The sequence below is a fragment of the Pedobacter steynii genome (assembly GCF_001721645.1).
GTDB classification, from domain to species: Bacteria; Bacteroidota; Bacteroidia; order Sphingobacteriales; family Sphingobacteriaceae; genus Pedobacter; species Pedobacter steynii_A.
In genome coordinates this window covers 4,197,102-4,215,549 of the sequence record NZ_CP017141.1, presented here as the reverse complement: position 1 = coordinate 4,215,549, position 18,448 = coordinate 4,197,102, and the positions used below count along the sequence as shown (strand labels likewise).

Below are 18,448 nucleotides of genomic sequence, written 5' to 3'. Positions count from 1 at the left end.
CTAATTTATTTAAAGCACATGCTTCAAGCAATCTCTTTATCCAAACATTACCAGTCTCACGTAGCACTGGACAATCTCAACCTGGAAGTAAAACCGGGTGAAATATTTTGTCTTCTCGGCCAGAACGGTGCCGGAAAAACCACGACCATTAACCTCTTTCTCGGATTTACTGAGGCCAGTTCCGGAAAAGCCCTGATTAACAATATCGAAGTACAATCCGGATCTGCAGAGACACGAAAGCACCTTGCTTATATTCCAGAGGTGGTGATGCTCTACGGCAATCTCAGTGCATTAGAAAATCTTGATTATTTCAGTATGCTCGCCGGCTTCAGTTATGCCCAGGAAGAACTAACAGCCTTTCTTTCCCAATGTGGTTTACAAACCGCAGCGCATCATAAACCGCTTTCGGGTTTCAGCAAAGGCATGCGTCAAAAGGTAGGTATTGCTATTGCTCTGGCAAAAAATGCAGCAGCAATCCTGATGGATGAACCTACCAGCGGATTGGACCCTAAAGCCACCGACGAATTTACGGAACTGGTAAAGACGCTTGGAAAACAAGGCAAATCAGTCCTTATGGCTACTCACGACATCTTCAATGCGGTTAACATCGGTACTCATATTGGAATTATGCGCCAGGGCAAACTCATCCATACCATTAAAGCTGCAGACATCAATGCCAGTGATCTTCAGAAATTATACTTAGAAACTATATAAATGAAATTCAGTTCTATCAAGCCCGTTTTAACATTATTCCTCTCCTTTCTTTTTTCGGTCTCCACTCGGGCCCAGACAAAAGTTTTCGGAATCCTGACAGATCAACAAAACCAACCCATAAAAAATGTAACCCTGAAATTCAAAACTGGAAAAGATGTTTTAAATACTTCAAGTGACTCCAATGGTCATTTCCGACTTGTATTACCTAAGGCCGGTGATTATTCACTAAGGGCCAGTGCTGTTGGCTTTATTCCTTTTCAGCAGGAATACCGGATTTTCCAACAACAGGAATTTCGCATAGACACCATTAAGCTTTACAGTTCTAATGAAGAACTTCAAACCGTGGAAGTAATAGGTACAAGCAAGAGGAAATATTACGGTGATTACTCCTTTTCTGCTACTAAAATCGCGGCCTTAAATAAGGATATCCCACAAGCCATCTCTTCTGTTTCCAAAGAACTGATAGCAGACCGACAGGCTTTTACACTCGCAGATGCAGTAAAGAATGTGCCTTCTGTAACCCAGAATAGCTATTACAATCAGTTTTCCATCCGCGGAATTAATCAGAATGAGGAAGGAGCTATCGTCAATGGCATGCGAACGAGGCAATTCTATTTTCTCCAGCCATTAACGAATAACCTGGAACGGATTGAGGTGATAAAAGGTCCCGCCAGTGCTTCATTTTCCAGTGCTGATCCTGGAGGAACGATCAATCTGGTGACCAAAAAACCACTCAGCGAAGACCGGAAGCAGGTCAGTATTTCTGCAGGAAGCTTTAGCACTATTCGCGGAGCATTGGATTTCACAGGCCCACTTAACCAGGAAAAGTCCTTATTATACCGATTAAATGTAGGATACGAAGACAGCAAAAGCTTCCGGGATCTCCAGTTTAAAAAAGCTTACCTGATCGCTCCATCTTTCTCCTATATTCCAACTGATAAAACCAGTCTGAATGTAGAACTGGTATTAAACCATAACAAAACAAGATTAGACCGTGGACAGAGTATTTTTGGAGCGATTGCTGGTCAGACTGACCTTAAAAGTACACCCATTACATTTAGCATGGGAGAAAGCAATGACCGGTACCGTACGCAGGATCTGATGCTGATGAGCAATTTATCTCATGCCTTTACCAAAGATATCGTATTTAACATTGCCTACATGAAGCAAACCTGGGATGAGGACCTGCTGGAACACAGGACTACCAATGCTTATGGGGTAGATGAAACAGGCAAAGCCATTCCAACACTTGCCGGATTACGGGCGGTACAAAGACAGCAAACCTTAAACACTGATAACCTGAGCAGCTATTTTAGCATCCATGCCATTACAGGTCCGATTCAGCATAAAATTGTTCTTGGTTACGACCGGATCAGTGTTCAGAAATACCGTGGAGGTGCAGAAAGCTCAGCACAGGGTTACCGTTTAAAAGCAGGTGGCGTTGCAGCGAAATACGATCCTTTAAATAAAGACCTTTATTTGTTTCAATCCGTTAGCGGGGTTAGTGCTCCGGTTCCAAATGTAGCGCATTTTGATCTTGCCAAACCTATTTATACCCTCCGGGATCTGAGTGAATACCATTTCACGCAAAATGAAATTCCACCAGCCCATGCACTTGCAAATGGAATTTACATTCAGGACCAGCTCAAATATGATAAATTAACACTTTTACTGGGGCTGAGACAGGAATGGCATGACGACTACAGCAACTACAAACTCAGCAACGAGAAAACCGTTTTCAGACAAAAATTATTACCAAGACTAGGGATTACTTACGAGTTTAATTCAAACATCAATATTTACGGAACCTACCTTCAGGGTTATCAACCACAGGGCAATACTTCTAATCTGGTGGTCGTCCCTCCCCCTGCCGGAACAAATTACAAGCCCTTAAAAAGTGACCTGAAAGAGATTGGTGCTAAATCAGAATGGCTGAACCGGACTTTAATGGTCAACCTCTCTGTTTTTGAAGTCAACCAGAAAAACCTGTTGATGAATGCAAATGACCCGGTTGATGCGAACCGCCTGATCGAACGCGGCGCGCAACGTAGTCGCGGGGTTGAGCTGGAAGCATCCGGGTTTATCCTTCCTAACTGGCAGTTTAACGCGGGTTACAGTTATGTAGACGCCATTATTATGGAAGATTATGATCCCGCCTTAAAAGGTCAGCGTGTACAAAATACCCCTCAGCATAGCGGAAGCTTTTGGACCAGATACGACCTCAATGACAGCCGGCTTTTCGAAGGTATTGGCTTTGGCGCAGGGCTTCAGTACAGTGGAAATAAACTTCCCTGGTATACCCGTGACTTCCGTCTTCCTGCCTATACCCTGATGGATGCCGCAGTTTATTATTCTCCGCCAAAGTCAAATGTTCAGCTGGCGATGAACATAAATAATGTATTCAACAGCACATATTGGGTAGGTGCCCAGAGTTACCTGAGGTTATTTCCCGGAACGCCCAGAAATGTCATGTTCAATGCTACTTACCGATTCTGACCTATACCTGCAAAATCATATGAAAAGGATATTGATCATAGCCAGGAGAACCTGGAAAACCGCTTTCAGTAGTAAAGCAACCTTAATCCTGACCCTGATATTGGGTCTGGCCTTATGCCTCGCCACTTTTATTGGCTGGCAGAATTTTAAAACTCAGAACAGTCAGCGTCTAAAATACAAGGAACTGGTCAGGGAAAAATGGCTTGCTAAACCCGACAAACATCCTCATCGGATGGCCCATTACGGATACCTTGCTTTCCGCGATAAACATGAGCTCAGCTTCTTTGATTTTGGAATAGAAAGTTTTGCCGGTGTATCCATTTTTCTAGAAGCCCATAAACAGAACACGGTCAACTTTAGCGAGGCTGGCTTTTCCAATGGAATGCTTCGTTTTGGAGAAATGAGTGTAGCTATGGTACTACAACTGCTCGTTCCTTTGCTGATCTTTTTCCTGGGTTACAGCAGTATTTCAGCCGAACGGGAAACTGGAACTTTAAAGATTTTGCTTTGCCAGGGCCTAAGCTGGCGGCAACTCCTGACGGGAAAAACCCTCGGCATCATTGCAGTGAGTTTCAGTTTGTTTATCCCTGTCATCCTCTTAACCATCCTGTTATGGGCAGTACTCAGCAACTGGCAGATCAGTATAGATGCTTCATTACGCCTTTCCTTACTGATCCTTAGTTATGCGGTCTATTTTATCATCTGTGCAGGTATTGCAGTGCTGGTTTCGGCTTTTCACCAGAGCTCAAAATCGGCACTAACCACCCTGGTTGTTTGCTGGGTTTTCTTTGCCATTGTGATGCCCAGAATGACACAGGCTTTAGGCGTAATCCTATACCCTTCTCCATCCAAGATTGAGTTTAATGCAGCCATTGCTGCAGATCTTCGCAAGCAGGGAGACAGCCATGATCCTGATGATCCACATTATGCCCAGTTAAAAGCAACGCTCCTAAAGAAATACAAGGTAGATGATGTCAAAAAGCTACCGTTTAACTACGGAGGATACGTCATGGCCGAAGGAGAAAAAATATCCGCAGGAATCTATAACCGTCATCAGCGTGAGCTCAATAAAACATTTGAACAGCAAAACCGTTTTACGGTGGCGGCAAGTTATCTGAATCCCTTTTTAGCCATTAAAAACCTATCCATGGCACTGACTGCTGCTGATTTCAAAACTTACGTTGATTTTCAGGATCAAGCTGAAGCTTACCGTTATGGCCTTGCGCAACGGATGAATAAACTGCAGATCGAAAAGATCAGTAATAATGCTCCTGGAGAAAAGGAAGCTCCACGATCTATCAGCCGCAGGAACTGGGAAGAGCAACCGGATTTCCAGTATACCTTCAGGCCGGTAAGCAATGTCATTTCTAATCATACCGGAAGTATTTTCTCTCTTTTCTGCTGGTTTTCAGGAGTGTTGATTCTGCTTAACTTTTCCTCAGGACGGATAAAAACATTATAACAGAAGCATATGAATCAAAGTATATATCTATTAGAATTTAAGCTGTTTTTTAGAAATAAAGCGGCCTGGTCCGGTATCCTCATTCTGCTGATCAGTGGGTTTGCGAGCTTGTATTTAGGAGATAAATTCATCCGGCAGCAAGATTTGGTTATCGAAAAGGCTGCCCGGCTCCAGGAAGAGAATACCCGTACGAACATTAAACACTTTGGTAAGGATCCCGGTCTGTTACTCTACCATAATAAGTTTTCCATGGTTAATATTCCAGATCGATGGGCCGCTTTTGCTAACGGACAGCGGGACATTAATCCTTACCTCATTTCAGTAAGTATGTTAGCGGTAGAGGGTCAGATTTATGATACCGACCTGAGCAATCCATCGACTCTTTTATTGGGCAATATGGATCTGGCATTTGTGTTCATTTTTCTGTTTCCGCTGGTCATCATTGCCTTCACCTATAATCTGCTCTCCGCCGAGCAGGAATCCGGTGTATGGGCAATTGTCAAATCGCAATCAGGAGCGCTTATACGCCTCATCAGACTCAAATTTTCAGTTAGGATGATCAGCATTTTCAGCGTCGCATTTTTCCTGATGGGCAGTGCAGTTTTTTACCTTAAGCTGCCTGTTGACTTTCGTTTGCTCCTGGTTTCCGTGCTATTAAGTCTATACCTGATCTTTTGGTTTTCTCTGACTTTCTGGGTGATTTCCCGGACAAAATCCTCCAGTTATAATGCAGTAATCCTGATTTCATTCTGGGTAGTGCTGAACATCATTTCGCCGGCCATCCTGAATGTCTGGCTCAGTCAAAAATACCCGGTTCCAGAAGCATTGGAAACCCTGGTTAAGCAGCGCGAAGGTTATCATGAAAAATGGGATACCGATAAAAGTAAAACCATGGATAAATTCTATGCCCATTACCCCCAGTTTAAACAATACCCCTTTCCTGCTGAGCTGACCTTCAGCTGGTATTGGTATTACTCGATGCAGCAAATGGGTGATGACGAGGCTTTAGCAGGTGCAAATGCCATGTCAGAAAAATTAAGTAAAAGACATGAATTCAGCAACCTTACTGCCTTATTTTTACCTGGTATCCAGACGCAGTTGCGGCTCAATGAAATCGCGGGCTCAGATCTGGAAAATCATTTGAACTTCCAGCAGGCTGTAAAAAGGCATCATGAAAAAATACGTTTGTATTTTTACCCGTTGATTTTTAAAAATGAGACGATAGAAAAAGTTCAATGGGATCAATTCAAAACGGCTACATATAAAGAACATTCAACCGGATACATCTGGCAAAACCTGTTATCCGTTCTTATTTTCTCCTTATTGTTTACTGCCCTGGCCCTTTCCAATTTTCGCAAACGGATCCATCTTTTCTAAGGATTGAAAAATCAAACAAATTTATCCCCTTAACTTCAGTTTATTGGGGATAAATTTGTTTTTATTTTATAATTTAACCTTATGAATTCCTCACGCAGACATTTTATCAAAAACATCTCTTTTGCGACAGCCTTGCTGGTCGGAGGAGGCGTTAAGTTTTTAACTGCATCCGAAGTGCATGAGCTGAAAGCAACTGTTAAACTGCGTTTTGCAGTGGCATCAGATGGTCATTACGGGCAGGCAAAAACTCAGTTTGATGAGTTCTTTTCTACCATCACTCAACAGATTAATGGCTTTCATCAACAGAATCGCCTTGATTTTTGTGTGATTAACGGAGATATCATTCATGATGACAAAGACTTATTACTAAAGGCAAAGCAAAAGATTGATCAGCTGACTATGCCTTATTACGTGACCAGAGGAAACCACGACAAAGTTAGCCCGGAACATTGGGAGTCCGTTTGGAAAACACCATTAAACCACGATGTAGTGATCAGGAAAAATGCCATCCTGCTTGGCAATACTTCCAATGAGAAAGGGGAATACCTTTCTCCGGATCTAAAATGGCTGGAAGAGAAACTCAATGCGCACCGGAAGCTGGAACATACTTTTATCTTCCTTCATATTCCACAGGCAAAATGGACGGCCAATGCAATTGACACCCCTGCCTTTTTTGAATTGCTGAAAAAGTACCCTAATGTGAAGGCGGTCTTTCATGGACATGAGCATGATCAGGATGGGGTTAAAATGAAAGATAACATTCCATATTTATTTGATACTCATTTTGGTGGCAATTGGGGAACCAGTTACAAAGGTTTCCGAGTTGTTGAGCTCCTGAAAGACAATTCGATGCTGACCTATCTGATGAACCCTACGGAAAAAATCAACATCCTGACTTATTAATTGTATTTTCACTCAGGAATTAACACCTACATATGGCCTTACCCAATATCTTTAGTCAACAGGTTGCAGACGACATCATTCAGCGAATTAATCAACTTAGCCCGGAAAGTCAGGCACAATGGGGCAAAATGAACGTTGCCCAGATGCTCTCTCACTGCTGCGTGACCTATGAACTGGTTTATGAGGATAAACATCCTAAACCAGGTCCATTTATGAAATTTATCCTGAAACTATTGATCAAACCTAAGGTAGTCAGCGAGGTTCCTTATAAAAGAAGCGGTCCGACTTCCCCTGCATTTATTATTGCCGGAGAAAAGGACTTTGAAGCAGAAAAAAACCGTTTAATCGCATTCATTCAAAAAACCCGGCAATTGGGTGCAACAGAGTTTGAGGGAAAAGAATCCCATTCTTTTGGAAAACTGAATCAGATAGAATGGAACAACATGTTCTATAAACACCTGAACCACCACCTTACGCAGTTTAACGTATAAACGTATTATTTAACCCTGATCAGCAGATAACCAGAGAAATTGGACCAGTTATCTTTTCTATTTTCAGCCGTTTTCTCATAAAACTTCATGGAAGAAACCAGAAATGTGAGGTCATACCGATCGAATTTCCTGGTAATGCTCATCAGATTCTGAGGCACATCATAGGTATCCGAAAATCCTGCTATAGCTTGAAGCCTCCCATTTTTATTAAACGTATACATGCTCTTTAAGGCAGTCATTATTGGAAGAACATCAAATTCAGTTCTGATATCCGTTCCCAACTCCACTTTCAGGACCAAATCTGAACTTTCTGTTTTTATCAATAGTGGAATTCCATTCAATTGCTTTTTACCATCTCTCTGAAAAGAATTAACCTCTACCATAAAATCATAGCCTTTTATAGACAATGTTTTCGTGCCTTCGGTTATAAAACTGAGCAACTTATTATCGCTATCAGCCCATCCTTTTTTCACATGAAGCAAGGCCAAAGCCGTATCTATTTTATCATATTTTATACGATAAGCATCAGTGCCGGTTACACGTTGCTCCATTCTGGTTTCTACTGCATCCAGTTTTACTTTTGTAAAAGGCTGTAAAACACTTAGACCATGTCTCCCTACAAGGTATCTGATCACGTCCTCACGCTGAGCAACATCTTTCTCTTTTTTAGAGGCGAACAACATTTTAAGTCTTTTAACCTGTGCATATCTGGATACCGAAGAAGCACTTTGTGGCCCGTAGATAGCCAGCAGGCTCAGGACACACAAACTGACTGGAATGATTTTTATATTCTGAGTTTTACTGAACAGGAAATAAACGGTGACAAAAAACAGCCAAAGCGACAATACCATTAAAACATACCGGGATTCGGTGATACCATAATTACCTACCCTTTTCCAGATCGCCAGTAACAATAAAGCAAGCAGCGGAAGCATCATCACATAGAAAAATCTGGAAAACAATTTGATCCAGCCATTTCCTGCTTTCTCCCGGATCGGATAGATCAGCAATAAGGAAAGGATACCAAACACTGCATATCCCAGGATCAGTGAAGATACCAGCCCTTTGGGAAGTTGCCAGTTAATGATAATTTTTAGCTCATAAACCAGCAAGATCCCCAGATAGATCGTCATTAATGGGATCAATACATACTGTGTAAATATTTTAAGGGCCTTAGGATAGAAATCCTCCTTTTCTAATGCTTCAAAATCCTCCGGTATTCCTGAGAGAAAGAATATCGTCATGAACCCGGCAAATACCAGGGCCATTAGCCTGACATATGCAGAAGAATTAATGTTTGCGTTGAATAGCCCATCAACAGCCACCAGGGCGATGGCCAGACCAGCGTATAGCACGGAAGCATACAAGCCTGAAGTTAAAAATCTTAAAAATAAAGTCTTGTTGAATTGCCAGAAACCATTCAGATTTCCTTTTCTGATAAAGGGTGAAAAAGCAACGAGCAGATGCGCAGCTGCCATGAGGAAAGCGACCCGGTAGATATCCGCCACAAACCTGATTGGATACAGCAGGAAGTATAAACCAATACAGATCATGAGGCCAACTATTCTGAGCCCCCACTTTTTTCTTCCATTATATAGGTTTACCTCTGCATAAAGATCTCCTGCAAGCAGCAAGGTCAGGGACAAATTAGCGATCAGAATGATCTTATAGAGGTATTCCTCCCTTAACTCTCCTTCCCGGGAGCCAGCCAGATAAAACCAGGCCAAAGTGGCTATGATAGAGGAAAAGACCTGGAGAGGAAAGCGAAGCAGTACTTGTTTTATACTTAGGCCAAGAGCATGTATCGAAGGAAGTTTCATGGTATAAATTAATATATGCAAAGATGGAATTTAATAAAATGATATCTATGACCTATCTGTAAAATCATTTTTATCGTTTTCAATACAGCCCAAAAACTACAGATTATTTTTGAAGGATAATAAAATTCAGTTTCATTAACCATAGAATTAACTATTTAGCTGTAAAACATAAATATATGTTGATTCGGTATAACACTTGGCATTAATTTTGTCGACATAGATCTTTTCTTTGATAGAAAAGAATATATTTTAACAAAAATCATTTTTATTAGTTTAATCTTAAACGCTTAATCATTCCATTATGAACAATTACAAATACTTTGAACAAGAAGGCAACAAATTTCATCTGAAAACTCAATTCGTTTTTATCGGATTTATTGGAGGCTTGTTTTTATTAGGAGGACTCGCTCTTGCTTTTACAAAAGGGGCAACGGATAAAGGGAATATGTGGATTGGGATCGGTATGGCCGTACTTGGTGCGATGGCTTTACTTCGTCTTACATCAAAAACTACCATAGACATGCAAAACAATCAGATCCTGATTAAAAAGAACTTCATTTCTTCAGAAGTCGCTTATAGTCTGGACTATTTTGAAACCTTTCTTGTTGCCAAAAGTGTTTCTCTTTTCGGTATGACGATGAATGGTGCGGCAAGTATGATCCTCAACATCAATGGCAAAGAAAAAAACCTGATGCTCAACAATTCCATATTTACGGTAAAACCGCTGAATGACATGGTTGTTGAAGCCTTGCACATCATGAAAATTGAAGACTAATCATGGCGCTTTATAATTTAGACCTATCAGGCAATAAGATGAGCTTCCAGCCCAATCTGAGCCTGTATACCAAAATCATTGTATTTTTAGCGGCCATTTTTTTATGTTTCGCCGTTACTCCTTTTTTGCCAATAGGATTCGATGTAAAACGTATCATTTATATTATTGGCGCTGGTTTATGCTGCTATGTGATCTACGATTTCTTATTCGTCGTCAAGGTCACCATGATCTTTGACAAAAACACCCGTAAAGTGTATCAAAAGATACCAGGTATTTATACCAAAACACTGATGGATTTCGAAGAAGTCAGAATCGTAAACGACACCAGTTACGGAACATTAATGTATACCATTGGCGCTAAAAACAATCGTTTTGTAAAGAATTATCCTATCAGTGATAACTTTTCCGACAGCAAAAAAGGCATTCGCAAACAGGAAGAATTTGAGGCCACCATCCTGGAACCCTTACTGGAATTTATCAGATAATTTTAGTTTCCCGCATCAGTGGTAGTTCGAAGGAGAAGGTCGCCCCCTCACCCGGTGTACTTTCCACCCATATCCTACCCTGGTGCCGGTCCACTATTTCCCTGCTGATATATAAACCAATCCCCAGCCCCGAAGCATTTCCATTTGACCTTTTCACCTGATAAAACCTGGAGAATATCTCTGCCTGTTCTGAGGGGTCAATGCCAGGACCGAAATCCTGTACAGAAAGCTTCAGGTATTGGTCATTTACAGATTGCCTGATGACCATTTCGTGGGTATTCGGTGCGTATCTGATTGCGTTGGATATCAGGTTGATGACCACCTGTTCAATCCTTTGTTTATCGGCAAAGACATGCAGCATGTCTATATCGCTATACAAACTGATCTGATGGGAAGGATGATTTTGCTGCATGACCTCAATCACCTCTTTCAAAACACCAGTAAAATCGAAACCAGTAAAAGTATAGGCCATTTTTCCGGTTTGAATTTTCGTTACATCCAGCAAATCAGCAATCAGGGAGGTCAGTCTCCCCACCTGGGTCCTTGCTTTAGAAACCAGTTCTTTATCTCTCTGCTCCAATAGCTGCGAACGTTGTACCAGCTGCAAAAAAGCATCAATACTCGTCACCGGTGTTTTCAGTTCATGGCTGGCCATTCCGATAAATTCATCTTTTTTGGAGTTTAAGGCCTGAATGTCTTCATATAGTTTTTGTAACTGCGCTTCCGAAAGCTTCTGAACACTAATGTCTCTCGCAATTTTAGAAGCACCAATGATACGCCCTTTTCCATCTCTGATCGGCGATACGGTGAGAGAAATGGGCACCTCCAATCCGTCCTTTGTAATGCGGATGGTTTCAAAATGTGCTATACTTTTATCGCTCTTCACCCGTTCAATGATCAGATCCTCCTCCGCCATTCGGTCTTTAGGAATCAATATAGAAATGTGCTTCCCTAGCATTTCCTGTTCCGTATAGCCGAAGAGTTTTTCGGCTCCCTGGTTCCAGCTGGTAATATCGCCATTCAGGGTTTTACTCACAATAGCATCCTCAGAATGTTCGATAATTGCAGCGAGCATGGCCTGCTTTTTCTCCCCCAGGCGCTGTGCGGTAACATCCATCAGGGTATTAATTGCGCCGGTAAGCCGCCCGGAATGATCAAACAGCGGAACAGGACTCGGCAATACATTTTTCAGAAGTCCATCCGGACACGAGATCAGGATTTCTTCACCAACCAGGGCAACTCCTTCCTTCAGCGTCCTCGCCATCGGACATTCGTCCAAGGACATTGGCCTGCCATCCGGCCAGAAGATTTTCCAGGAACCACACCAAAGGTCCTTTCCTAATTCCGGCTCCCTCCCCCATAAATCTACCGCAGCCTTATTGTACGAAGTTACATAACCCTGATGATCACAGGTATAAATGGCTACAGGCAAAGTATCAAACATTTGTATCGGCCATAAATTAAGCGGGACGTGATCATTGGGATGAGCAACAAGCTCATGACGGCTGGTAAGCGGAATGTTCATAGTCTTTCTGATATTATCACCGATATATATTTTAGAATAAGTAGTAAACAGTTTTTTTTGAAAAATGTTTAGTTCTGATCATAAAACAAATACCACTCCATCAAATCTACTTATCTTTATTAAAAATCACCTATAACACCCCCTATTATGAAAAACTATAAATACTTGCTATTATTTTGCTTTTTGTCTGTTTCCCTGAGCTCTTTTGGCCAGGATGCAGCCCTTAAAAACTGGCCGGCCTTCTGGGCAAAGTTTAAGACGGCAATTCATACCAAAAACACCAGTTCTCTTCGGAAATTGATGTCGGATGATTTTTTTGATGGCGGCGGAGGGGGAACTGCATCAGAATGGGTCAGCACTATGCAAGCCAACAATTCCTGGACCTTTTATAAGCCTGTTGTTGCCAAAGGTACCAAACCTGGAACATGTTCTGTACCATGCAGATCCACTAAAGACGGTTATTTACTTTTCGAATATAGAAAAGGGAAATGGTACTGGGTAGGCCTTGGTGGTGAAGGGCAGGACTAACCGGTGTATCTACTGATAAAAAAAAACAATTCCACACCTACACTGTTGTTTATCAGACAAATACATCATTAAACATTTAATACCATTACGATGAATACACAAGAAGTAGCAAACAGATTGGTTCATCTTTGTCGCAGCGGCAATTTTGAAGAGGCCATTAATGAGCTTTATCATGATGATATCGTTAGTAAAGAACCTCCTGGATCAAAACAGGAGGTCATACAGGGTAAAGCGGCAGTTTTAGATAAAACCCAGGAATGGATGGATAGTGTAGAGGAGATTCATAGTTCTACCATTTCGGATCCGGTAGCCGGAGATGATTTCTTTTCCTGCGTAATGGATATAGATGCGACCTATAAAAATCATGGCAGAATGCCCATGAGTGAAGTTTGTGTTTACGAAGTTAAAGACGGCAGGATTGTTTCAGATCAGTTCTTTTATAAAATGTCCTGACGAAGATCTTAAAAAAACAATTAAAAAAGGCCATCTGAAATTTCCTGATCAGATGGCCTTTTTATTTGAAATGAAATTGTTTTATTTATCTTCGAATCAGATTCGCTTTATCTATGAATAAAATTAACATTTCAATGCCTGTTTTATGCTTCCTGGCCAGTCTCAATTTCGCCTGTACATCCCATGAAAAAACAGGGGAAGAGCTAGCCAGGCAACCAGCTAAGCCGAGACAAGATACACTTAAAGCAATCGTTCAAACGGATACACTACTTACCCCTCAACAGACACTCGATCGGCTGATCGCTCTATTTCAACAGGAACCGTCTTTCCCGGCACTTGATTCAGTAGAAAATGCGATACAGATAAAACTCCCTGAACTACCCGTCGAAAAACGATATCAGTTATTAGACCAATGGAAAAAAGTACTGACTCCACGTATCGGCCGTTTAGATTCGCGTCAGACAAAGCTATTGCCGGTCTTTGATCAGTTTGAAATTGCCTGGATTGACGGTGAAAGTATCAATAACCGTAGAAAAAGAGTGGAAACAAAATTCCAGGAGAAACTATCTCCTGAACAAAAAGAAATCTTTCTACAGCTGATCAATCATCACATTGAAATTACCCACGAAGAAGAAACAGGGGCTATTTTTCATCTTTCTCCCAGCTATTGGAAGTCAATGTTTGCGTCACACCTGCTTAAAGACGACCGCAAATTCTGGGATCAGACCGCAATTGAAAATGATCCGGTAATTGATTATGATGCCGGTTTAGCGATAGATCGGGTAACTCTAGGTGACTGGGCCTTTTATTGGGAACAATTTTTAAAACAATATCCAAAAAGTCGCTATAAAAAGGAAGCAGCGAAAAATTATCAGACCTATCTGAGCCATCTGTTAATGGGATTAGAGAATACGCCTACTCTGGCATACGATTCGAATAAGATCTTACCGGAAGTGGAACAGGATTTTGATCAGATCATGAAACGTCATCCCAATAGCGACGTCACCCTATCTATTACAGCCTTTAGAAAGACTTTAGCTATATCTAAAGATAAAATTGACCTCTTTAACCTGAGTAAATCGTCAATTATACCTCAGGCCAGATAAGATTCTTAAAACTATTCAGCAAACTCAATCCACTTTTTATCTATATAAACCGTCCCTTTAAGCTGACCCTCCCACTCTACATTCGCTCTTATAAAAATATCTCCATCAGAGACAAACTTCAATTTAAAACCATCCATTTCATTTGTTTCATAATAGGAACCGTATGGACATTTATATGGATTTCCACTAACATCATTGGTGAAGATGGACAACAATATCATTTTTCTTGAATTGCTATCGGGCTCTTCGTAACCAAAAATTCGGTGATCAAGCCTCATATGTGCAGTTAGCCATATGGTGCTGTCCTTCATCGAAACACTGGCTTTGTTTAGCTGATCATCACTAATTGGCTCCTGCTTTATTATTCCGGCGGTATCTGTGCTGACAGGACCATGTTCCGGAATATTTTTCTTTATCACGGTATCCTCAACAAGAGCTTTATGCTTTTGAGCCGGCGGATTAATTCTGCCAGGATCACTGCAGCCAGCAGCACACAGCACAACAGAAAACAAGGCAAATTTCTTAGCGAAAGAGCTCATGGGCGACAAATTAACCATTCAGATTGTTATGATTATTTTGATAGGCGGGCGATCGCTTCCTCCACCGTAGGCACGAAATTGACCATTCTGCCATTATTGCTTTCATAAATAAAGTCTCTGACACTTTTGCCTGGATATTTGCTGAAATCACCTACAATCGCAAGCCTCATTCTATAGTTAGAAAACTTTTGAAGGATTTCGCCCAACAAACCGTTTTTAAGGTCAAAGACATCCGGATCCAGATTTTTATCCTGCAAGATCATTCGGTCATACCCCTGATAATAGATATCAGCAAGCAACTGCAGTCCTTCCTGGGGATCATTAATCAACTTTTCCTCTGAAAGAACTTCTACTATACTTTTCTCTCCTGCCTGATGTATTTCCAATTTCATAACCCGTCTTTTTTCACTAAGATAAAATCAAAAAAGATACCCGACAAGTATAATTTATCTTAAGAAAAAAGTGAATTAGAAAAAAGTAAAAAATGGGGCTGAGCATTAGCCTAGACCCCATCTTAAATGACCTGAATCAAGTTACCCCATAACCAGAATTCTATCAGATCATTGGATTTTTGGCATAATCTGCCCAGAGTTCCTGCAATGTCTTACCCGTAAGTTTTTTCCAGCTATCGGGTGTAAAAGTATGGCTGGTTAACTCTTCATTCAGTATCCTGACCATGCCCGGTTTAGTATCTTTTTCTATCCATACCAAAAACCTCGCGGCGATTCTATAGCTATTTTCATAGCTATGGCTGGCATTAAATGCCGGCAAAGACCAGTTTGCACCCGCGTTATCTACCCCATACCTGAACCTTACATAATCTGCAATTCCTTCTGTTAACCAACCTGGCCCCATACTGTTTCCATAATTCTGTACCACATGCATAGCCTCGTGAGTAACCACATCAATATCTTTAGGATGTGTAGTCATATACTTTGAGCTGAATTTAATCTCGTTCGCAGAAGCTTCCGCGACTCCCGTATAGGCCGTATCAATTATAAAGGTGACCGCTTTTGCAGTTTTCGGATTATAAGCTTTCGCTAATTTTGGATACACTTCGAAAAAGGTCTGGATCATTCTCTTCTTCAAATAAGGATTAAAATTCTGATCCTGATTTAAAATAGTCAATTGATAACCATTCCGATGAAGTACCTCCGGAGCCTGTGCCCTGCTATTTTCTGCTAGCCCCAGGGTCATAAACAGGCCAAATAAACCAATATATTTCATCTCTTTATTTTAATTTTTTAGTTTCCAGATCCCTGATGGCCATCCACAATACACCTGCTTCTCCTCTGAAACTGGCAGAACCCTGGGGTTTATTATCCGGTGTATACCATTCGTAAAAGCCATTATTTTTCACCACACGGTCTAACATCGGCTTCATGGCCTCTGTCGCCTCCTTAATAAAGTTATAGCGAATCAGCTGGGTAATCATCCTTCCTCCAAACCAGGTCCAGTCTCCGCCATTCTGATAAGAATATGGTCCCATTCCTTTATTCTTGAAAAACCCCTGAGGATAGACCGGATAGATCGTTAAACCAATAGTTGCTGCATTTGCTTTCTTTACATTCTCCTGCATCTTGTGGTAAGCATGAAGTACTTCTTCTCTGCTCAGTAAGCCTGCCTCAATGGCCACTGCTGTTCCTCCATGATAATAAACCTCGGATTCATTAAAAGAAGACGGAAAGGGAGATCCTTCCAGATAAATATGAGGAATAAATTTCTGCTGTTTTTTATCCCAAAGATATTTCCGGGTGTTCACCGCAATGTTATTTCTGATGCTCTTCCAATATTTTTTTGAGGAGGCAGATAAATCAGCGATGCTTAGAAAATCATTGATAGCAATGATAAACATTGCATTATCATAAATATCAATCGTTCTGTGGGAATTCGAATCCAGGACTACCCCCCAATCGTGTTCCGGCTGAACATCTCCCCAGTCTACTGTAGTTGCCCCCCAGATCAGACCATATTTCTTAACAAATCTTTCTTTCAGCAAGAATTCCATTGCACGTTCCAGGTGTTTCTGTACCGGTTTACCAGCAATATCTTCGGTAAGAATCGTTTTATCACCTGTCCCTCTCACATACTTAGCCACAGCCTGCACCAGAGAGGTTTCCTGATCTGTTTCTACTGTATTTTTATGTCCTGCATAATTTGGTGCCAGTTTAGAATAATAGAAGTCATAGGAAACCCCACCCGGCTTGGCCGGAATATAACCATCCAGAATCGCCCCATCGGGCTGCTGAAACTGAAAGAAAGTCAACAAATGTTTTTTGATTAACGTCTTATCATTCACCTTGCAGGCCACATCGACAAAAGTATTGAGATCCCTGATCCATACTTCACCATAACCATCACCGGCGGTAAATCCTTTTTTAACCAAACGTTCGGCCATATTCTTCACCGAATCTGCCAAAGGAGCAATTTTTCTGACTTCCTGTTGCGCTCCTGGCTGTAAAGCCAATTGTGCCTGACTGCTATTGCCTATTGCAACGACACCCAAACAACCTAATACTACTGATTTTATTTTCATATGTGTTTTATATTTGTGTTTAAGATTACCTGTCATTTGTCCAAAGTGTAATTTCCTCCATCGTCATAAAGCCTGCCCCTCCCCAGTTTTCCAACAATTTAAGCCTGATGTACCTTACTTTCGGTAAGCCGGCGGGAAAAACAAACTCTTCACCAGCTTTTGCATAGTCTATATCTGCGGCAGTATTTTCTCCTAAGGGCAATCCGGACGGCTTCACAGATTCGGCAGTCAGCAGTTTTGTCCAGCTGCTCCAGCTACCATCAGGATTTGGATCATTACTTCCCCACACTTCAAATTTCCGGACACTTTCTCCTGAATACAACCTGTCATTTGCCTGCCAGGTTTTCATCCGGCTTGGAGTACTGGAAACACCGGTATCAAAAGTAAACCAAAGCGGAACACCCGGAGTGGTTGCAAAACCTGGTGGGTTGTACTTATCATCCCATAAAAAGGGCATCAACCAGCCATGAGCTGTCCTTGCATCTCCCGGAAGAATCAGCTCCATGAATTTAGATTTATTCAGTTTACGTTCAAAGAAAGGGATATTTACCGCCGTATACTCAGGCGAAAAAGTATCAATTGCATTTGGCTCCGGTTTAAATAAAGACCTGTATTTTAACACACTACCATCTTTAACCCCTGTAAGTTCGGTCGTTAACTGTCCTGCAGGAACAACAAATATCTTCTCCTGATTATCTGTCCCGAGATGCCTCAGTTCAACTCCAATTTCATCAATACTGGGAGCCGCCCAGCTCAATTCCAATTTAGTTCCATCGTTGGAAAACCCGAGTTCTTTAATTCTTCTGTTGACCAGAGAATTGAAATAACTCGGCCCGTACACCGTTCCTGAAGCATTTACTGCTACTGAAGAGTTATTTTTGTTGTCCATGGTAAAAACACTAAAATTGTAGTTCCCCTCTGTCAGGTTACTGATGATCAGGTTTACCGTATCCTTCCCCGATGTCCGGTTTACGGTAAGTATTGTTGAATCACGATGGTCGTTCCAAAATGCCTTAACTTTAGTCACTAAAGGATCACTCCCCAGGGCCAACGATAATTGTATACGCTGATTACCGGGATGAACAGTTATCGAATCTACCCTGCCTGCATAAGAGATCTCACCGCCTTTCATAAATTCCTTGTACGCATCTTCTTTGGTACAGGAACTCAGACACCATAAAATGGTGCAAAAGCAAATTACATTATATATTAGTTTCATCATCTTTTCTATAGATTAA

The 18,448-nt window shown here is 41.4% G+C and carries 18 protein-coding genes; 11 read left to right on the top strand and 7 right to left on the bottom strand.

Annotation, left to right across the window (positions count from 1 at the left end; translation table 11 throughout):
• Positions 1-18 precede the first annotated feature (18 nt).
• The 6 genes from BFS30_RS17355 to BFS30_RS17330 all read left to right on the top strand — a co-directional run bounded on the left by BFS30_RS17355 (position 19) and on the right by BFS30_RS17330 (position 7,443).
• Positions 19-714 (top strand): ABC transporter ATP-binding protein, encoded by a 696-nt coding sequence (locus BFS30_RS17355; protein WP_069380449.1) that lies wholly within the window; start codon positions 19-21, stop codon positions 712-714.
• Entirely contained in the window at positions 715-3,210 is a 2,496-nt protein-coding gene (locus BFS30_RS17350) for a TonB-dependent receptor (RefSeq protein ID WP_069380448.1), read from the top strand.
• A 19-nt stretch (positions 3,211-3,229) separates the two neighbouring features.
• The gene (locus BFS30_RS17345; protein ID WP_069382497.1) at positions 3,230-4,672 is read left to right on the top strand and encodes a DUF3526 domain-containing protein; all 1,443 of its coding nucleotides are present in this window, start codon (positions 3,230-3,232) and stop codon (positions 4,670-4,672) included.
• Between the two features lie 9 nt (positions 4,673-4,681).
• Entirely contained in the window at positions 4,682-6,049 is a 1,368-nt protein-coding gene (locus BFS30_RS17340) for a DUF3526 domain-containing protein (protein ID WP_083252096.1), read from the top strand.
• A gap of 81 nt (positions 6,050-6,130) precedes the next feature.
• Positions 6,131-6,952, top strand: coding sequence for a metallophosphoesterase family protein (locus BFS30_RS17335; RefSeq protein WP_069380447.1), 822 nt, complete (start codon positions 6,131-6,133; stop codon positions 6,950-6,952).
• Between the two features lie 32 nt (positions 6,953-6,984).
• Positions 6,985-7,443: a DUF1569 domain-containing protein gene (locus BFS30_RS17330; RefSeq protein WP_069380446.1), complete on the top strand. Its 459-nt coding sequence runs from the start codon at positions 6,985-6,987 to the stop codon at positions 7,441-7,443.
• A 5-nt stretch (positions 7,444-7,448) separates the two neighbouring features.
• On the opposite strand, the gene BFS30_RS17325 is transcribed toward BFS30_RS17330, so the two are convergent.
• On the bottom strand, positions 7,449-9,284 hold the full coding sequence (locus BFS30_RS17325) for a DUF4153 domain-containing protein (protein ID WP_237028596.1): 1,836 nt from the start codon (positions 9,282-9,284) through the stop codon (positions 7,449-7,451).
• A 280-nt stretch (positions 9,285-9,564) separates the two neighbouring features.
• On the opposite strand from BFS30_RS17325, the gene BFS30_RS17320 reads away from it, so the two are divergent.
• Entirely contained in the window at positions 9,565-10,038 is a 474-nt protein-coding gene (locus BFS30_RS17320) for a hypothetical protein (RefSeq protein ID WP_069380444.1), read from the top strand.
• Between the two features lie 2 nt (positions 10,039-10,040).
• On the top strand, positions 10,041-10,523 hold the full coding sequence (locus tag BFS30_RS17315) for a hypothetical protein (RefSeq protein WP_069380443.1): 483 nt from the start codon (positions 10,041-10,043) through the stop codon (positions 10,521-10,523).
• On the opposite strand, the gene BFS30_RS17310 is transcribed toward BFS30_RS17315, so the two are convergent.
• Positions 10,516-12,048 (bottom strand): sensor histidine kinase, encoded by a 1,533-nt coding sequence (locus BFS30_RS17310; protein WP_083252095.1) that lies wholly within the window; start codon positions 12,046-12,048, stop codon positions 10,516-10,518. The genes BFS30_RS17315 and BFS30_RS17310 overlap by 8 nt on opposite strands.
• 147 nt (positions 12,049-12,195) lie before the next feature.
• Between BFS30_RS17310 and BFS30_RS17305 the strand changes: the two genes are divergently transcribed.
• From BFS30_RS17305 to BFS30_RS17295, 3 genes are all read left to right on the top strand, one after another.
• Positions 12,196-12,576 carry a hypothetical protein gene (locus tag BFS30_RS17305; RefSeq protein WP_069380441.1) on the top strand — a complete coding sequence of 127 codons (381 nt, stop codon included), beginning with the start codon at positions 12,196-12,198 and terminating at the stop codon, positions 12,574-12,576.
• A 90-nt stretch (positions 12,577-12,666) separates the two neighbouring features.
• Positions 12,667-13,029, top strand: a complete 363-nt coding sequence (locus tag BFS30_RS17300) for a nuclear transport factor 2 family protein (RefSeq protein ID WP_069380440.1) — start codon at positions 12,667-12,669, stop codon at positions 13,027-13,029.
• A gap of 113 nt (positions 13,030-13,142) precedes the next feature.
• On the top strand, positions 13,143-14,135 hold the full coding sequence (locus tag BFS30_RS17295; RefSeq protein ID WP_069380439.1) for a hypothetical protein: 993 nt from the start codon (positions 13,143-13,145) through the stop codon (positions 14,133-14,135).
• Between the two features lie 11 nt (positions 14,136-14,146).
• Here the strand turns inward: BFS30_RS17295 and BFS30_RS17290 are convergent, their stop codons facing one another.
• The 5 genes from BFS30_RS17290 to BFS30_RS17270 all read right to left on the bottom strand — a co-directional run bounded on the left by BFS30_RS17290 (position 14,147) and on the right by BFS30_RS17270 (position 18,432).
• Positions 14,147-14,674, bottom strand: coding sequence for a hypothetical protein (locus BFS30_RS17290; protein WP_069380438.1), 528 nt, complete (start codon positions 14,672-14,674; stop codon positions 14,147-14,149).
• 32 nt (positions 14,675-14,706) lie between these two features.
• Positions 14,707-15,066 carry a DUF4180 domain-containing protein gene (locus BFS30_RS17285; RefSeq protein ID WP_069380437.1) on the bottom strand — a complete coding sequence of 120 codons (360 nt, stop codon included), beginning with the start codon at positions 15,064-15,066 and terminating at the stop codon, positions 14,707-14,709.
• Positions 15,067-15,229: 163 nt separating this feature from the next.
• On the bottom strand, positions 15,230-15,901 hold the full coding sequence (locus BFS30_RS17280) for a basic secretory protein-like protein (RefSeq protein ID WP_069380436.1): 672 nt from the start codon (positions 15,899-15,901) through the stop codon (positions 15,230-15,232).
• 4 nt (positions 15,902-15,905) lie between these two features.
• Positions 15,906-17,210 carry a hypothetical protein gene (locus BFS30_RS17275; protein ID WP_069382495.1) on the bottom strand — a complete coding sequence of 435 codons (1,305 nt, stop codon included), beginning with the start codon at positions 17,208-17,210 and terminating at the stop codon, positions 15,906-15,908.
• Between the two features lie 25 nt (positions 17,211-17,235).
• Positions 17,236-18,432: a DUF4998 domain-containing protein gene (locus tag BFS30_RS17270; RefSeq protein ID WP_069380435.1), complete on the bottom strand. Its 1,197-nt coding sequence runs from the start codon at positions 18,430-18,432 to the stop codon at positions 17,236-17,238.
• Positions 18,433-18,448 lie beyond the last annotated feature (16 nt).

What these genes read in the sequence shown, in the direction of transcription:
- BFS30_RS17300 (WP_069380440.1), top strand. Translation starts at nt 12,667, where the DNA reads ATGAATACACAAGAAGTAGCAAACAGATTGGTTCATCTTTGTCGCAGC.
- BFS30_RS17315 (WP_069380443.1), top strand. Translation starts at nt 10,041, where the DNA reads ATGGCGCTTTATAATTTAGACCTATCAGGCAATAAGATGAGCTTCCAG.
- BFS30_RS17320 (WP_069380444.1), top strand. Translation starts at nt 9,565, where the DNA reads ATGAACAATTACAAATACTTTGAACAAGAAGGCAACAAATTTCATCTG.
- BFS30_RS17275 (WP_069382495.1), bottom strand. Translation starts at nt 17,210, where the DNA reads ATGAAAATAAAATCAGTAGTATTAGGTTGTTTGGGTGTCGTTGCAATA.
- BFS30_RS17305 (WP_069380441.1), top strand. Translation starts at nt 12,196, where the DNA reads ATGAAAAACTATAAATACTTGCTATTATTTTGCTTTTTGTCTGTTTCC.
- BFS30_RS17335 (WP_069380447.1), top strand. Translation starts at nt 6,131, where the DNA reads ATGAATTCCTCACGCAGACATTTTATCAAAAACATCTCTTTTGCGACA.
- BFS30_RS17330 (WP_069380446.1), top strand. Translation starts at nt 6,985, where the DNA reads ATGGCCTTACCCAATATCTTTAGTCAACAGGTTGCAGACGACATCATT.
- BFS30_RS17310 (WP_083252095.1), bottom strand. Translation starts at nt 12,048, where the DNA reads ATGAACATTCCGCTTACCAGCCGTCATGAGCTTGTTGCTCATCCCAAT.
- BFS30_RS17290 (WP_069380438.1), bottom strand. Translation starts at nt 14,674, where the DNA reads ATGAGCTCTTTCGCTAAGAAATTTGCCTTGTTTTCTGTTGTGCTGTGT.
- BFS30_RS17280 (WP_069380436.1), bottom strand. Translation starts at nt 15,901, where the DNA reads ATGAAATATATTGGTTTATTTGGCCTGTTTATGACCCTGGGGCTAGCA.
- BFS30_RS17270 (WP_069380435.1), bottom strand. Translation starts at nt 18,432, where the DNA reads ATGATGAAACTAATATATAATGTAATTTGCTTTTGCACCATTTTATGG.
- BFS30_RS17350 (WP_069380448.1), top strand. Translation starts at nt 715, where the DNA reads ATGAAATTCAGTTCTATCAAGCCCGTTTTAACATTATTCCTCTCCTTT.
- BFS30_RS17340 (WP_083252096.1), top strand. Translation starts at nt 4,682, where the DNA reads ATGAATCAAAGTATATATCTATTAGAATTTAAGCTGTTTTTTAGAAAT.
- BFS30_RS17345 (WP_069382497.1), top strand. Translation starts at nt 3,230, where the DNA reads ATGAAAAGGATATTGATCATAGCCAGGAGAACCTGGAAAACCGCTTTC.
- BFS30_RS17285 (WP_069380437.1), bottom strand. Translation starts at nt 15,066, where the DNA reads ATGAAATTGGAAATACATCAGGCAGGAGAGAAAAGTATAGTAGAAGTT.
- BFS30_RS17355 (WP_069380449.1), top strand. Translation starts at nt 19, where the DNA reads ATGCTTCAAGCAATCTCTTTATCCAAACATTACCAGTCTCACGTAGCA.
- BFS30_RS17295 (WP_069380439.1), top strand. Translation starts at nt 13,143, where the DNA reads ATGAATAAAATTAACATTTCAATGCCTGTTTTATGCTTCCTGGCCAGT.